The following is a 16423-nucleotide window of genomic DNA, read 5'->3' on the forward strand; positions in this document are numbered from 1 at the left end:
CCGATTGAGATGGATCAAACCGGGACGCCGATCATGGATCGGAACGATTAACCGGCAAGCATTGTGACAATTACGCAACAAATGCCATCCAGCGATCGAGAAGCGGATGCACAACGAGCCCGGCAGATGTCGGAAAAATACGAAAAAAGCCTGCATTTGCAGGCCTCCTTCCAGTGCATCACCTCTATTACGCGGCCTGCGGCGTCAGGGTTGCGGAACCCGGCTTGCGCAGAAGCAGAACCGAGACGGCCGCGATCATGCACATCAGACCGGCAATCTGCAGCGCGGGCATATAGGTGTCGAAGTCGCTCTTGAAGAAACCGGCACCAAAGGCGGCGGTGGCGGCTCCCAGCTGATGGCCGGCAAACACCCAGCCGAAAACGAGACCGGCCTTTTCGCGCCCGAAATTCTCGGCAGCGAGCTTCACCGTCGGCGGCACGGTCGCCACCCAGTCCAGCCCGTAAAAGACAGCGAAGACCGAAAGCTCCACGAAGCTGAACCCCGAGAATGAGAGATATAGCAGGGAAAGCCCGCGCAGACCGTAGAACCAGAACAGCAGGAAACGATTGTCGAAGCGGTCGGAAAGCCAGCCGGCGAAGATCGTGCCGAAGAAATCGAAAATGCCGATCACCGCCAGCGTGCCCGCCGCCGTCACCGCAGCCATGCCGAAATCGCCGCAGATCGAAATCCAGTGTGTCTGGATGAGACCATTGGTCGAAAGTCCGCAGACAAAGAAGGTGCCGAAAAGTACCCAGAAGACGGGGTTGCCCGATACGCTCTTCAGGGTCACCAGCGGCGATACCAGTGTGGCAAGAAGATTGTGATCCTGCTTGACCGGTTTTGCCACCACCGTCTCGCCATAGGCCGGCAAGCCGACATCGGCAGGATGGTCACGCATCAAAAGCAGGACGAGGACCATGGCCGTTGCGATTACCGCAACGGACAGGGTCAAGGCGGTTCGCCAGCCATAGGCTTCCGTCAGCGCCGCCAGCAGCGGCAGGAAAACCAGCTGACCGGTGGCGTTACTCGCCGTCATGAGGCCGATCACCAGTCCGCGACGCTTGGAGAACCAGCGTGTCGCCACGGTGGCGCCCAACACCAGCGCGGTCATGCCGGTGCCGACGCCGATCACCACGCCCCAGAGCAGCAGCAATTGCCATACCTCGGTCATGAAGAAGGAGGCGACAATGCCGCCCATGATCAGGGCAAGCGCGGTGGACACCACCTGCCGGACGCCGAAATGATTCATGAAGGCGGCGGCAAAAGGCCCGAGCAGGCCAAAAAGCACCAGCCTGACGGCCATTGCGGAGGAAATATCGGCAATATCCCAGCCGAATTCCTGATGCAGCGGCTGGATCATCACCCCCGCGGACCCCATCGCACCAGCGGTGGCCAGCATGGTCAAAAAGGTGGTTGCGGCAACGAGCCAGCCATAATGCAGATTTCTGCCGGCCATCCAGCTGGCGAGGCGTGTGGAGAGCATGTTCAAATTCCCTTTCCAGCGGCCGCGGCCGATTTACGGGTATATACCCTGTATTGCGGGCAGATACCCGCTTATGTCCCCAAAAATCACAGTGCTGCGAGCAGTTCCTGCAATTGTGCTGTCTTCTCAGGCCCAAGCCGGGCCTCGATTTCATCCTGCACCCCATCCCAGAGCGGCGCGCCCGCTTTCAGGATCGTGTGGCCTTCCTTCGTCACGGTCAGCATCGCTTCCCGCTGATCCTCGCCGTGACCGATGGCAACCAGACCCATACGAGCCAGCACCTTGGCGTTGCGGCCGACGGTGGAACGATCCAGTTCCACCCGCGCGGCCAGATCGGTCAGCGAAACCGGCGCGGTGCGATTGATATTCCGCAACAGGCTGAACTGACCGATATTCACGCCAAGCGGCGCCAGGGCCTCGTCATAATAGGACGAAACCTTGCGGGATGCTTTGCGCAACAGGATGCAATGGCAACTATCGTTTGGCATTTGTCTCGGGTATATACCCGTAAATTTCTGTGCGCAAGAGGCGCCCCGAGAAATTATCGGCGAGCAACGGCCGGCCCCATGGCCATAGAGCAGAAACAATAAACCCCGGCTTTGGGCCGGGGTTTGATATCAGCAGCGAGGCCAGTCTCAGGCCGAGAGCCTGCGGCCGCTTGCCACCAGCAGGCCGGCAGCGCCTTCAAGCCAGCCGGATTTCAGTTCCAGCGCCAGGAAACGGCTGCGCTCGAACGGGCCGGGCATGATGAGGTGCTGGGCCTTGTCGGCGAAAAAGCCGAAGCGCTCGTAATAAGGTGCATCGCCAACCAGAAGAACGGCGCCGTGGCCACGCTTGGTGGCTTCGGCAATGGCGGCGCGCATCAGCGCCGAGCCGATGCCCTTGCCCTCATGGGCGGCATCGACGGCCAGCGGGCCGAGCAGCAGCGCTTCGACGGCGCGGCCTTCACGCGAGATTCCGGCCTCGACATTCCACAGGCGCACCGTGCCGATGACATGGCCATCCTCATCGCGGGCGACGAGCGCCAGGCCTTCGGCCGGAACGCGACCGGCGCGCAGCTTTTCGGAAGACTTGCGGCGGCGGCCGGCGCCCATGGCGCGGTCGAGCAGGTTCTCACGGGCGACGACATCGCCCGGATTTTCCTGATCGACATGAAATGTCTGCGGCGTGAAAAATGCCCGTACCGAATTCAAAAGAGCGGCCATCCTTGGCCTCCCGTCACACTACCGCCCACACGCGGCCCTTGATGAAAAATTGGTGGAGCCGTTCCGGCCCGCCGACACGCTTTCCTCGGCTGGAAGAGGTGCAGCAAGCAGGGATTTGCGCATCAGCACAATCGGCAGGGCCGGAACGGAAGCTTGGTCGAAACGCCGCTCTGCTCAGCGGACGGCGTTCGGACTTTTAAGGAGCATCGGATTTTCCGAAAACCGCGTAACGCTTTTCGGTTCGATGCTTTAGATGACGTAGGCCTTCAGCGGCTCGAAACCGTTGAACGCGACCGCCGAATAGGTGGTCGTGTAAGCGCCCGTGCCTTCGATCAGAACTTCGTCGCCGATGGTCAGCGAGACCGGCAGCGGGTACATGTTCTTTTCATACAGCACGTCGGCGCTGTCGCAGGTCGGACCGGCCAGAACGCAGGGCTCCATCTCGTCCTGATCGCGTGTCGTGCGGATCGGGTAACGGATAGCCTCGTCCATCGTCTCGGCGAGACCGCCGAACTTGCCGATGTCGAGGAACACCCAACGGTGGTTGTCATTGTCGGACTTGCGCGACACGAGAACGACTTCCGCCTTGATGACGCCGGCATTGCCGACCATGCCGCGGCCCGGCTCGATGATCGTCTTCGGGATCTGGTTGCCGAAGTGCTTGCGCAGCGCCGTGTCGATCGCCTGGCCGTATTCTTCGGCGGCAGGAACGTCGCGCAGGTACTTGGTCGGGAAACCACCGCCCATATTGACCATCTGCAGGTGGATGCCCTGCTTGGCAAGCGAAGCGAAGACGCGCTTGGCATCGGCCAGCGCCGCATCCCATGCGTCGAGATTCATCATCTGCGAACCGACATGGAAGGACACGCCGTAGGATTCGAGGCCGAGCTGATGTGCGTAGACGAGAACGTCGACAGCCATCTGCGGAACGCAGCCGAACTTGCGCGACAGCGGCCATTCCGCACCTTCGCCATCCGTCAGCACGCGGCAGAAGACGCGCGCGCCGGGAGCCGCACGGGCAACCTTCTCGACTTCCTCATGGCTGTCCACGGCGAAGAGATCGATGCCGAGCGCATGGGCGCGCGCAACATCGCGTTCCTTCTTGATGGTGTTGCCGAAGGAGATACGGTCGGCCGTCGCACCGGCATCGAGCGCCATCTGGATTTCAGCCACGGAGGCGCAATCGAAGTTGGAGCCGAGCGAAGCGAGCAGCTTCAGGATTTCGGGAGCCGGGTTTGCCTTGACGGCGTAATAGATGGCGCTGTTCGGCAGGGAATGCCGGAAAGCGTTGAAATTGTCGCGCACGACGTCGAGATCAACCACGAGGCAAGGGCCTTCGGGACGTCGGGTCTTGATGAAGTCGAGAATGCGTGCAGTCGTCATCGATGTATTCCCTGTTAAACCGGCTTCGGAAAAATCCGAAGGACAAAGGACGCTCGAGATATGCATTCGAATCAGCCGGTGGAGGCGCAGAATCGATAGCATACGCTCAAGGCGCGAATGTGAACGATGCCCTGCCAGAGCATCATTCGGCTTTGTCTGCCATGGATTGGAGGGAATGACCCGACCGCACTTCAGGCAATGATGGTGTGCCTCTTTAGTACCCCGGCTGATGGAAAGCCGGCAGAGAACCAGAAAGGCCCGCACCGTCGTTGCTTCGTATGTCCTCGCATTTTCCGGTTGGCCGGAATAGCGACTGGAGGGGTTAGTTCCAGGTACCTTACCTAAATCCTCACCACATCGAGGAATCGGCGGACACACATGGGCACGTGCGACTTTGGGCAGCACGGGAAATAAGAATATTCGCAGTCATAATCAAGAGGATTTTTTCACCAAAGAGCGGATTTTTTCGGCAATGAATTAAGGGTTGAACAGTCCGTCCTCGCCGTTCAATTATATGGAACGAACTGGAGGGTTTTCATGGACACACTCACCCGCATCCGCGCCTTTATCGATGTCGTCGAAGCGGAGGGTTTTTCCGCCGCTGCGCGCAAGACGGGGCGTTCCAAGGCGCTTCTGTCCAAATATGTGCGGGAACTGGAGGACGATCTCGGCGCGCTCCTCCTCAACCGCACCACCCGGCAGTTCTCTCTGACGGAAGCCGGGCACACCTATTACCGCACCGCTTCAGACATTTTGAAGGAGATCGATAACCTTGCCGATCTGGTGCGCGAAAAGAATGCCGATCTCAAGGGCAAGCTCAGGATTTCGGTTCCCCGCACCTTCATCGATGCCGATGTCGGCCAGAGCCTGATCGACTTCGCCAAGGAAAACCCGGAGCTGTCGCTGGAAATCGTCGCGGAAGACCGATTCGTCGACCTGATCGAGGAGGGTTTCGATCTCGCGGTTCGGATAACCCGGCTGGAGGATTCGGGCCTCATCGCCCGCAAGCTCTCCGATTTCCGGGTCTATGCGGTGGCGACGGCGGATTTCGTGGCGAAACATGGGCCGCTCGACGGACCGCAGGATTTCTCCCGCGTTCCCTTCATCATCGACACCAATACGCGGTTTCACAATACGGTGCGCTATCTCGAGCCGGATGGCGGCTCGAACTCCGTCACCATCAGCGGACCGATCGAGGTCAACAGCCCACAGGCCACGCTGCGCGCCGCCCGCGCCGGCCTCGGCATTGCGCTGGTGCCCGATTTCATCGCCAGACCCTATATCCAGTCCGGCGAGCTGGTGACGCTGTTCGACGATTTTATTTCCAAGGACAGGGGTATCTATGCGGTCTATCCGCATCGCCGCTACCTGCCGGCCAAGGTGCGCAGCTTCGTGGATTATCTCTCGGCCTGGTTCAGGAAGAACGGGTGAGCCACAAAATGAAACGCCCGCCTTTTGGCGGGCGTCGGTGTTAGCGGAAAATCAGATCAGAACGGCGAATCCGGGAAGTAGAACTGCTCGGCATTGTCCTTGGTGATGAGCGTCGCATCGAGGATATATTCACCCGCGACCGGCACCTGATCGTAGAAATGCCCGGCTGTCAGCTGCATGGCGGTCGCCACCATCGCCGGCGGGTAGAGAACGTCGACCGGCACCAGCTTGTCGCCATCCATGACCTTCTTGATCATGTCCTTGGAACCGGCGCCCGCGACGATATACTGGATATCGGTGCGTTTCGCCTGCTGGATCGCCTCCAGCACGCCGATAGCCATGTCGTCATCCTGACACCAGACCACGTCGATCTTCTTGTACTTGGTCAGATAGTCCTGCATCACGCGGAAGGCGTCGTCGCGGTTCCAGTTGCCGTATTGACGGTCGAGAACCTTGACGCTGGAACCGGCGATACCCTTGTCGAAACCGTCCTGCCGCTGCTGATCGATCGGGATCGGCAGGCCGCGAATGACCACGACTTCGGCGTCAGGCGTGGTCTTCTTGATGTATTCGCCTGCCACCTGGCCAAGTGCGGGGTTGTTGCCGGCAACATAGAGATCGCGGATCGAATTGTCGTTGACGCTCGGCGCGCGGTCGACCAGCGCGACGAAGGTGCCCTTGTCCTTGATCTCCTTGATGGCGTTGACCAGCGGATCGGGATCGGACGGCAACACGACCAGCGCATCGAGCCCCTGCACGGCAAGGTCCTGCAGCGCATTGGCCTGATTGGCGGCGTCCGGCGACGTCTTGACGATGACATTGAGCCCCGGATGTTCCTGCATCAAAAGCTTCGCCACACGCTCGGCATGGTAGACGACGCCCGCCGTCCAGCCATGGTCGGCCGCTGGAATAGAAACGCCGATGGTGACCTTCTTATCCTGCGCATGCGCTGAAGCGGCAAGCACCGTGGCCAGCGCGGCAAAGGCCACGCCGATGAATTTACTACGCATAGTCTCTTTCCTCCCAAGACCGGGGCGTTCCTCCTTCGACCGCGCCTGCCCCACATGGCGCGGCGTGATACGTCACCTGCGGCTGAGCGAACGCTGCACCAGCATGGCGATGATGATGATGGCCCCCTGAATGGCGCCGATCAGATATTCGCTGACGAAGTTCGACAGGATCATGATGTTGCCGACGATCTCCAGAATGAAGGCGCCGCAGATCGTCCCCCAGATGCGCCCCACCCCGCCCCTCAGCGCCGTGCCGCCGACGACGACGGCGGTGATGGCCTGCAACTCCCACAACATGCCTGTCGTGGCCGAAGTGGATGCAAGACGCGGCACGTAAAGCAGCACCGCAACGGCGACACACAGCCCCTGCACCACATAAGCGATGGTGCGCACCCGCGCGACCGAGATGCCGGAATAACGCGCCACATCCTCGCTCGACCCTACTGCGGTCAGATGCCGGCCGTAACGGGTGCGGTAAAGCACGAAAGCGGCGATGGCGGCTGTGACGAAAATGACGATGACCGGCACCGGCACGCCAAGGACATTGCCGAAATAGACCGGACGATAAAGCGTCTGGATTTCCGGATTGCGCAGCGTGATCGCCCCGCCCTGCGACAGCCATGTGGTCAAGCCGCGATAAATGCCCATGGTGCCGAGCGTGGCGATGAAGGGTTCGATACGGCCGATGGTGGTGATGAGGCCGTTCGTCAACCCGCAGGCAGCCCCGATGGCGAGCGCCAGCGCCGTGGCGGTGAGCAGCATTAAAAGCGGACTGGCGATGACGCCGCTATTCATGAACAGGATCATCAGGCTGGCGACGAAAGCCACCATCGCGCCAACCGAAAGATCGAGCCCGCCCGATGTGATGACGTAAGTTGCGCCGAGCGCGATGATGGCGATGAAGGCGCTGCGGGTGATGACGTTCAGGAGATTGTCGATGCCGATGAAATTGGGATTGGCGATAGTGCCGAGAACCAGCAGCAGGGCCAGCGCCACGAAAGGCGCGACGGCGCGCAGATCCCAGTCCTTCGAGGTCTTCGGCGTTTTGCCGTTGTCAAATGCGGCCTCAGTCATGTTTCCCCTCAGTCTCTTTTGTCAGGCCATGTTTCCCGGCAAACGGGCGCTCAGGCGGGTTCCTGCGTGTGAACGCCCGTCGCCAGCGCCACGATGTCGTTTTCGGTCATGCGCTCACCCGTCACCTCGCCGACGATCCGGCCCGAACGCATCACCAGAATGCGGTCGCAGATGCCGATCAGCTCCGGCATTTCCGAGGAAACCACGATGATCGAGCGCCCCTCATCCGCGAGCCTGGCGATGAAGCGGTAAATCTGTTCCTTGGTGCCGATATCGATACCGCGCGTCGGTTCGTCGATGATGACGATGGACGGATCGATGAGCATCATCTTGGCCAGCAGCAGCTTCTGCTGGTTGCCGCCGGAAAGCTGGCCCGCCAGCAAATCCTTGCGGCCGGTGCGGATGTCGAAATCCCGGACCGCATCATCGAGCGCCGCCGTTTCCCGGCGGGTGTCGATCTGGAACAGCTGGCTGAATTTCTTGAGCGAAGCAAGCGTGAGATTGACACGCAAATCCTTGGTAAGCAGCAGGCCCTTGCCCTTGCGGTCCTCGCTCAGATAAACGATGCCGGCCTTCAGGCTGTCTTCCGCCTTTGCGAAATGCACCGGCCTGCCGTGATGACGCACCGCTCCTCGACCGGCGCGCAGGCCGAGTATTCCTTCCATGAGCTCCGTTCTGCCCGCGCCGACCAGACCGGCAAAACCGAGGATTTCGCCCCTGCGCAGGCTGAAACCGGCATCCTGAGCATAACCCGGAACGGTAAAACGCTCCACCTGCAGAACCGGCTCGTGCTCTCCGCCGGCGGCGCGGTCCGGATAAAGCTTGGCGACATCGCGCCCCACCATCAGCCGCGCCATATCGGCAGGCTCCAGCACCGATGCCGGATGGGAAGCGACCAGCCTGCCGTCTCGCAGAACCGTCACACGGTCGGCGATCTCCTTCACCTCCGGCAGACGATGCGAAATGTAAAGCACGGCCACGCCTTTCGCCCGGATGTCCCTGATGACATTCAGCAGCGCATCCGTTTCGATGGGCGTAAGGCTCGCCGTCGGCTCATCGAAAATGACCACGCGATGCGGCACGAGCAGCACACGGGCGATCTGCACCAGCTGCCGCTGGGCAATCGACAGGCTGCCGACAATGGCGTCCGGATCGATCGTAGCGCCGAGATCGGCGATTGCCTTGCGGGCGCCGGCGCGCATGGCGCGGTCGTCCACCATGGCGCCCCGCCGCACTTCGCGGCCGAGATAGATGTTCTGCGCCACCGTCAAATCCGGGGCCAGCAATATTTCCTGATGCACGAGAACGATGCCGCGATGTTCGGCATCCACCGGACCGCTCAGCGTAACGGCTTCGCCATCGATGCGGATTTCGCCGCCCGACGGCTTTTCATTGCCGGCCAGCAGCTTCATCAGCGTCGACTTGCCGGCACCGTTCTCGCCAATGATCGCGTGGACCTCACCGGCGCGCACCGCGATCTCTATATCCTTGAGAACCTGTACCGGCCCGAAAGACTTGGACAGCCCAACCGTCCGGATAAGGGCGTGGTCTGGAGATTCGTCAGCAAAAGCCATGTGCCGTCACCGGAATCCGGCGCGAACGGACGGCACTTGCCCCTTGATTTTATCTGAAACGACCATCTGCGAACTCCTCCCAAAGCTCGAGGAAGAAGCTAGCCTTCGTTTTGAGGTACGTAAAGCAAATTTCGTCGGTGTTTTAGAATACACTCAAATTTGACCGCCGCGCGGGTCCGGGAAATCCGTTCGCTATGCCGGGGAGCGTCGAAAAGCCTTCATGAGACGATGCACCGCTTCCGCACCCTCATTGGCCAGATCGAAACGCTTGCCGAACAGTAGCCAGTCCGAGCACATGCCTTTCAGCAGCCAGTAGAGCGCCCCGAGCGCGGACTCGGCTGTCCAGTTATCGTTGAAAGCCCCTTCCGCCTGCGCCCGTTCGAAAGCCTCCTCGAGCAGCCGCTTGTGGTAACGGTCCAGCTCCTCCTGCGCGCGCAGCACGGGGGCGAATTCATCGGAATAATTGGTGCGCAGGCTGATGGTCATGATGCGCTGGCGCTGTTCGTCTTTTGAAAGAAGCGAAAGCCAGTTGCACGCGGCGTCCTCGATCTTGGCCAGCAGCGCCTCCCCCTTGAGGTCCGGATCGCCGAAATCGAGCAGGTCCGATTCCGGCAGCGCCACCGATTCGTAAAGGCCGATGAAAAGGTCGCTCTTGCTGGAAAAATGCCAGTAGATCGCCCCGCGCGTAACGCCGGCCGCAGCCGCCACCTCATCCAGAGAGCTGTTGGCCACGCCCTTCTTGAAGAACACCCGCTCGGCAGCGGCAAGGATCGCCTGACGCGTCTCTTCTGCCTCGGCCTTGGTTCGGCGCATGCTGATGTCTCCTTCCAGTCGCGGCACGGCGCTTTCGCACCGTGCCTTGTTTGCGATGCCGGGCTGTCAGTCAGATGAACGCATTCACGTGACTTTTCGCCCAGCCGTCACACCCGTTTTATTCCGCCGGCGATACCGCGTCAGCAGCAATCTCATTCTCCTTCTTCCGATCCCCGAAAATCTTCATGACGAAGACGAAGAAGACGGGAACGAAGAAGATCGCGAGGATCGTCGCCGAGATCATGCCGCCGAGCACGCCGGTGCCGATGGCGTTCTGGCTCGCCGCGCTGGCGCCCGACGCAATCGCCATCGGCAGCACGCCGAGCGAGAAGGCCAGCGACGTCATCAGGATCGGCCGGAAGCGCAGATGCGCCGCCTCCACCGTCGCATCATAGGTGGATTTTCCTTCCGCCCGCAAATCCTTGGCGAATTCGATGATCAGGATCGCGTTCTTGGCGGACAGGCCGATGATCGCGACGAGGCCTACGAGGAAATAGACGTCGTTCGGCATGCCGCGCAGCATCACCGCCGCCACCGAGCCGATGACGCCGAGCGGCACCACCAGCATGACGGAGAGCGGAATGGACCAGCTTTCGTAAAGTGCTGCAAGCAGCAGGAAGACGAACAGAACGCTGAGCCCGATCAATGCCGGTGCCTGCGAACCGGACTGGATTTCCTGCAGCGACTGGCCGGTCCATTCGAAACCGAAGCCGCTCGGCAACTCACCCGCTAAGCGCTCCATTTCGGCAATGGCGTCACCCGACGAATAACCGGGGGCCGACTGGCCGCCGATACGGACCGCCGGATAGCCGTTGTAACCGACCACCTGCGAGGGACCGCGCACCCATTCCACTGTGGCGAATGAGCTCACCGGCACCATGCCGCCATTGGCATTGCGGACGTTGAGGTTCAGGAGATCCTCCGTCTTCATGCGCTGGCCCTGTTCCGCCTGCACCGTTACGCGCTGCATGCGGCCGGCATTGGGGAAGTCGTTGACGTAGGACGACCCCATATTGGCCGAGATGGTGGCGTTGATGTCGCTGAAGGTGACGCCGAACGTATTGGCCTTCTCACGGTCGATGATGAGATTGACCTGCGCCGCATCCGGCATGCCTTCGATGCGAAGGCCGGCGAGGATGGGGCTCTGACGGGCGGCGGCCATCAGTTGCGCACCGGCGGCGCTGAGAGCCGCCTGTCCCGCGCCCGAGCGATCCTGCAGGCGGAAGGTGAAGCCGCTGGAATTGCCGAGGCCCTGGATCGGCGGCGGCGACAGCGCAAACGACATGGCGTCCGGAAGACCCCACAGCTTGGCGTTGACGCGCGCCGATATGGCGGCGGCGGAATCGTTCGGTCCGCGTTCGCTCCAGTCTTTCAGGGTGGCGAAGGCGAGACCCGCATTCTGGCCGGAGCCGGAGAAGGAGAAACCCGAAACCGCAATCACACGATCCACCGCCGGCTCTTCCATGAAGATCTTTTCGATCTGCTGGATGGATTGCAGGGTGCGGTCGCTGCTGGCTTCCGCCGGCGCCTGAATGTCGACGATCAGGTAGCCCTGGTCTTCGTTCGGAAGGAACGAGCTCGGCAGTTGCATATACGCCCAGCCAAGACCGACCAGCAAAGCCGCGTAGATGACCATGAAGCGACCGGAACGCTTGATGATGCTGCCGACGGACGAGGAATATTTGTGCGACGCCTTGTCGAAGCCGCGGTTGAACCAGCCGAAGAAGCCCTTCTTCTCATGGTGCCCGGCCTTGATGGGCTTCAGGAACGATGCGCAGAGCGCCGGCGTGAGCGACAAAGCAAGGAAGCCCGAAAACAGGATCGACACCACCATGGTCAGGCTGAACTGCTGATAGATGATGCCGACGGCGCCCGGGAAGAAGGCCATGGGCACGAACACGGCGGTCAGCACCAGCGTGATGCCGATGATCGCGCCGGAAATCTGGCCCATGGCCTTGCGGGTGGCCTCCTTGGGCGACAGATTCTCTTCCGCCATGATGCGCTCGACATTCTCGACGACGACAATCGCGTCATCCACCAGAATGCCGATGGCGAGAACCATGGCGAACATGGTCAGAACGTTGATCGAGAAACCCGAGACATACATGATGGCGCAGGTGCCGAGCAGCGCCACGGGCACCACCAGTGTCGGGATGATGGTGTAGCGGATATTCTGCAGGAAGACGAACATCACCACGAAGACGAGGATGATCGCCTCCACCAGCGTGTTGATTACCTTCTGGATGGAGATTTTCACGAAGGGGCTGGTGTCATAGGGAATTTCATATTCCAGACCCGGCGGGAAATATCGGGACAGTTCTTCCATGGTGGCGCGAACGCCCTCGGAGGTCTGCAGCGCATTGCCGGTGGGCGAAAGCTGCACGCCGATGGCGGCGCTCGGCTTGCCGTTCAGGCGGCTCGAGAAGTTATAGCTTTCGCCGCCCACTTCCACACGTGCGACATCGCGCAGCCGCACGGATGAGCCGTCCGGATTGGCGCGCAGCACGATGGAGCCGAATTCTTCCGGCGAGGTGAGCTGCCCCTGCACGTTGACGGTTGCGGAAATCTGCTGGCCGATGGGATTTGGCGACGCGCCGATGCGGCCGGCGGCAACCTGCGAATTCTGCGCCTGAATGGCGCCGATGACGTCGTTCGATGTCAGGCTGAGGCCCAGCATCTTGTCCGGGTCCATCCAGATGCGCATGGAGCGCTGGGTAGCGAAGAGCTGCGCACTGCCGACGCCGGGAACACGGCGCAATTCGCCGAGCACATTGCGGCTGAGATAATCGCCGAGACCGATGGCGTCCGTGTTACCGTCGACGGAGGTCAGCGCCACCATCATCAGGAACGACGTGCCCGCCTGCTCCACGCGCAGGCCCTGCTGCGTCACCGCCTGCGGCAGGCGGGGTTCGACGCGCGCAATGCGGTTCTGGACCTCCACCTGGGCTTCACCGATGTTGGAGCCCGGCGCAAAGGTAACATTGATGGAAATGCGACCCGAGGATTCCGACGTCGATTCGAAATAGATCAGGCCTGGAACGCCGTTCAGCTCTTCTTCGATGGGACGCGTGACGCTCTGGTAAATATCCTCCGGCGACGCGCCCGGATAGGTCGTCGAGACGGAAATCTGCGGCGGTGCGACATTCGGATATTGCGCAATCGGCAGCATGGGAATGGCGAGCAGGCCCGCCAGCATGATGAAGATGGCGACGACCCAGGCAAAAATGGGCCGATCGATGAAAAAACGTGCCATGAAATCGGTCCTTATTGCTTCGCAGCCGGAGCCGCGCTCTCGCTGTCAGCGGCGGTTGCGACATCGGCCTCATCGGACCACGGTTCCGGCTTCACTTTCGCGCCCGGAGCGGTCTTCTGGAAACCTTCGGCCACGACGCGGTCGCCGTCCTTCAGGCCCTCGGAAATCACCCAGCGATCGCCGATGGAGCGGCCGACGCTGACGCGACGCTGCTCCACCGTGTCTTCGGCATTGACGACAAGCACGCTCGCCTGGCCGCCGGCATCGCGCTGAACCGCCTGCTGCGGCACCGCGAAGGCCGCCTTCTGGATACCCTGTTGGATCTGCACACGGACATACATGCCCGGCAGCAGATCGCCGTTCGGGTTGGGGAACTCACCGCGCAGCGTCACCTGACCGGTGGTTTCATCTACCGCCGCTTCGGAAAACAGCAGGCGGCCGGGCAGCGGGTAACGGCTGCCGTCATCGAACAGAAGGTTGACTTCGGCTTCGTTCGGGCCGGTCATCAGCTTGCCATCCTGCAGGGCCTTGCGCAGGCGGATAAGATCGGCCGCCGGCTGGGTGAAGTCGGCATAGATCGGATCGAGCTGCTGGATCGTCGCCAGATTTTCAGAGCCAGTGGCGCTGACGAGGGCGCCTTCGGTAATACGCGCGCGACCGATGCGGCCGCTGATCGGGGCTTTGACATCGGCATATTGCAGATTGAGCTTCGCTTCCGCGACGCCGGCTTCGGCCACGGCCACCTCGGCATCGGCCTGCGCCAGCTGGGCGATGGCGTTGTCGAATTCCTGCTGGGAACCAACGTTGGAACGGCGTAGCTGCTGCTGCCTGTCGGCCGTCTGCCGCGCCTGAAGCTGCGCGGCCTGCGCCCGGCGCAACGTGCCCTCGGCGCTATCGACGCGCACCTGGAACGGCGCGGGATCGATCCGGTAGAGAACGTCGCCCTCCGTCACCAGCGAGCCCTGCTCAAACACCCGTTCCACGATGATGCCGGAGACACGCGGACGCACTTCGGCAAGCCGCGTCGGCGCAATACGTCCCGGCAATTCGTTGGTGATGGGCAGTTCTTCCTGGCTCACCGTCACGATCTTCACCGCACCGGGCGGCGGCGCGCCGGGCGCGGACGCCTGCTCATCGCTACATCCGACCAAAACGATGCCCGCCAACAACACCGCCGCGATCTGCCCCAATCTCTTCGCCATACTGCGCTCCGAATCCATGAAATAAGCCATATTTACATACATACTAAGACGTATGTAAATTTCTGACAACGGATTTATTGCAGTGCAACAGCCCTCTCACGCGCTTGTGAAGGCGGGTGAGAGGGGTGGGACAGGACGTTGTGATTAGGATAGAGAGGTAAACGGCGTCCAAGGCGGGACATATCGCGACTAGCCGGAGGCGACAGCCGGACCAATGAAGTCCCGCCCCTCCTTCCGTCATGCTCGGGCCTGTCCCACCGCTGTCCGGATTCCGGGCGGCCCGCAGCCAGCTTGAAGTCATCGGCGGAGGGTCAACATTCTTTCGACGTCATCCTCGGCCCTGTGCCGAGGATCTAATCACGTCGAATAAAATCAATCGGTTGCAGATCCTCGGGACAAGCCCGAGGATGACGTCGAGGCTGAGGGAAAGCGCAATAAGCAGAACGCCCCGCACGTCAGAGCGCCCTCCCCCCTTAGGACAGACGCTTCAGCGAGGTGGCTTCCGACTGCGGGTCGGATTTCGTCGTGTCGTTATTGTCGGCGGATCTGCTGCGCAGGGCCGCATAATAGGCGTTCTTCTGCTCGTACATATTCATATCGGCACGGCGCACCAGCGATTCCATCGTCTCGCCGGCCTCGCTGGTCGCCACGCCCAGCGACAGGCTGAGCGGCGCGCTGGAATAGAACTGGTTGTTTATCTTCAGCAATTCATAAACGGTCTCGACCATGGCGGCGGCCACCTGCCTGTCGGCGCCGGGAAGAAGGATGGCGAATTCGTCGCCGCCGATGCGCGCGGCATGGTTCGGCGCGGTCACCACGCCGTTCAGCACTTCGCCTACACGCCGCAACAATGCGTCGCCGGCATCGTGTCCCAGTCTGTCATTGGCGTCTTTCAGGCCGTTGAGATCGATGACGATGGCCGAAACCGGCCTGAGCGCGCTGCGCTCCAGCCGGTTCAGCTCGTCCGAATAGAAGGCGCGGTTGTGCAGCTTGGTCAGCACATCGTGCTTGCCGAGATATTCGAGATAGGCTTCCGCCTTCTTGCGCGCGGTAATGTCCGTCAGCGCCACCTGCACCAGCGACCAGTCGTGCTCATGGCCGGGGAAAACCGAAAAATGCAGGAGCACATGCCGCTCCGAACCGTCAAGCGCGTAATTCACCACCTCGCGATGGTGGGTGAGATTGCCGTTCCAAAGCTCCATCAGCTGTTCCCGGAACGGCTTTTCCATCTCGCCGCGAAAAATATCGCCGAGCCGCTGCAACAGAACCTGCCGGTCCGGCGCGCAGAACAGGTCGAGCGTCGCGCGGTTGACGTCGATGACGCGGATTTCGCTCATGCATTGCCGCACGAATTCGGGGTGCACATCCATGAACACCCGGAAATCGATGATGCCGCGGTCCCTGACCTCCTCGATCAGCCGTCGCACCCGGCTGAAATCCTCCACCCACAGGGAAACGGGCGAATGTTTGAACATGCCTTCGGCGTAACGGCGGTTGAGAAGTTCCTTGCGGCGCGCCTCCTCCCGCTCCGTCACATCCTCGGTGGTCAAAAGCAGCCGCCCGAGGGTTTCTTCATGGCCGGGTATGACCGCGCCGCGCAACTGGATATCCAGCCGCTTGCCGCCGATTGAATAATTGACCGCGTTGCTGGTGAATTCCGTCTTGCCCGCCCAGAGTTCTGAAAGCTCGTTCACATGGCTTTCCAGCATGTCGTCACGAAAAATCCGGTGGAGATTGTCGATGAGATGCGCCTGATCGCGGGCCTCGAACAGTTCCAGCGTCCTGGCGTTGACCTTGATCACGCGGATTTTCTGCGAGCAGGCCGCCACTCTCGATAAATCTTCCAGAAGAAACGCCCGGATATCCTCGACGCCCTGCGATCGCCAGATATCGAACTGGCTTTTCACCTCGCTGAAATCCTCGATCCACATCGCCACGGGGGCAAGATTGAAGACATTGGTATCGATTATCTCATTCATACGGGAGGTCTTCTCA

General features: G+C 61.1%; 12 protein-coding genes. 1 reads left to right on the forward strand and 11 read right to left on the reverse strand.

The genetic code is table 11. The features are described 5' to 3' along the window. Positions 1-187: 187 nt before the first annotated feature. The 4 genes from ACQZ60_RS17695 to odc2 form a co-directional block, all read right to left on the reverse strand. Positions 188-1483 carry an MFS transporter gene (locus tag ACQZ60_RS17695; protein ID WP_174057693.1) on the reverse strand — a complete coding sequence of 432 codons (1296 nt, stop codon included), beginning with the start codon at positions 1481-1483 and terminating at the stop codon, positions 188-190. Positions 1484-1569: 86 nt separating this feature from the next. Next, complete coding sequence (locus tag ACQZ60_RS17700) at positions 1570-1971, reverse strand: MarR family winged helix-turn-helix transcriptional regulator (RefSeq protein ID WP_448735781.1); 402 nt, start codon at positions 1969-1971, stop codon at positions 1570-1572. Positions 1972-2118: 147 nt separating this feature from the next. Then, positions 2119-2688: a GNAT family N-acetyltransferase gene (locus ACQZ60_RS17705; RefSeq protein ID WP_174057694.1), complete on the reverse strand. Its 570-nt coding sequence runs from the start codon at positions 2686-2688 to the stop codon at positions 2119-2121. A 249-nt stretch (positions 2689-2937) separates the two neighbouring features. After that, entirely contained in the window at positions 2938-4071 is a 1134-nt protein-coding gene (gene odc2, locus ACQZ60_RS17710) for an ornithine/lysine decarboxylase (RefSeq protein WP_035261035.1), read from the reverse strand. A 537-nt stretch (positions 4072-4608) separates the two neighbouring features. On the opposite strand from odc2, the gene ACQZ60_RS17715 reads away from it, so the two are divergent. Further along, positions 4609-5502 (forward strand): LysR family transcriptional regulator, encoded by an 894-nt coding sequence (locus tag ACQZ60_RS17715; RefSeq protein ID WP_020810861.1) that lies wholly within the window; start codon positions 4609-4611, stop codon positions 5500-5502. A 56-nt stretch (positions 5503-5558) separates the two neighbouring features. Here ACQZ60_RS17715 and ACQZ60_RS17720 read toward each other — a convergent pair whose 3' ends face one another. The 7 genes from ACQZ60_RS17720 to ACQZ60_RS17750 form a co-directional block, all read right to left on the reverse strand. Continuing rightward, on the reverse strand, positions 5559-6512 hold the full coding sequence (locus ACQZ60_RS17720; RefSeq protein ID WP_020810860.1) for a substrate-binding domain-containing protein: 954 nt from the start codon (positions 6510-6512) through the stop codon (positions 5559-5561). A gap of 72 nt (positions 6513-6584) precedes the next feature. Beyond that, positions 6585-7586, reverse strand: a complete 1002-nt coding sequence (locus ACQZ60_RS17725) for an ABC transporter permease (RefSeq protein ID WP_448735782.1) — start codon at positions 7584-7586, stop codon at positions 6585-6587. A 50-nt stretch (positions 7587-7636) separates the two neighbouring features. Next, positions 7637-9160 carry a sugar ABC transporter ATP-binding protein gene (locus tag ACQZ60_RS17730; RefSeq protein WP_448735783.1) on the reverse strand — a complete coding sequence of 508 codons (1524 nt, stop codon included), beginning with the start codon at positions 9158-9160 and terminating at the stop codon, positions 7637-7639. Positions 9161-9352: 192 nt separating this feature from the next. Continuing rightward, the gene (locus ACQZ60_RS17735) at positions 9353-9973 is read right to left on the reverse strand and encodes a TetR family transcriptional regulator (protein ID WP_080854673.1); all 621 of its coding nucleotides are present in this window, start codon (positions 9971-9973) and stop codon (positions 9353-9355) included. Positions 9974-10091: 118 nt separating this feature from the next. After that, positions 10092-13226 (reverse strand): multidrug efflux RND transporter permease subunit, encoded by a 3135-nt coding sequence (locus tag ACQZ60_RS17740; protein ID WP_448735784.1) that lies wholly within the window; start codon positions 13224-13226, stop codon positions 10092-10094. An 11-nt stretch (positions 13227-13237) separates the two neighbouring features. Next, entirely contained in the window at positions 13238-14428 is a 1191-nt protein-coding gene (locus ACQZ60_RS17745; RefSeq protein WP_448735785.1) for an efflux RND transporter periplasmic adaptor subunit, read from the reverse strand. A gap of 473 nt (positions 14429-14901) precedes the next feature. After that, positions 14902-16407: a diguanylate cyclase domain-containing protein gene (locus ACQZ60_RS17750; protein WP_448735786.1), complete on the reverse strand. Its 1506-nt coding sequence runs from the start codon at positions 16405-16407 to the stop codon at positions 14902-14904. Positions 16408-16423: the final 16 nt, after the last annotated feature.

It is taken from the genome of Agrobacterium sp. 22-223-1 (genome assembly GCF_053522385.1).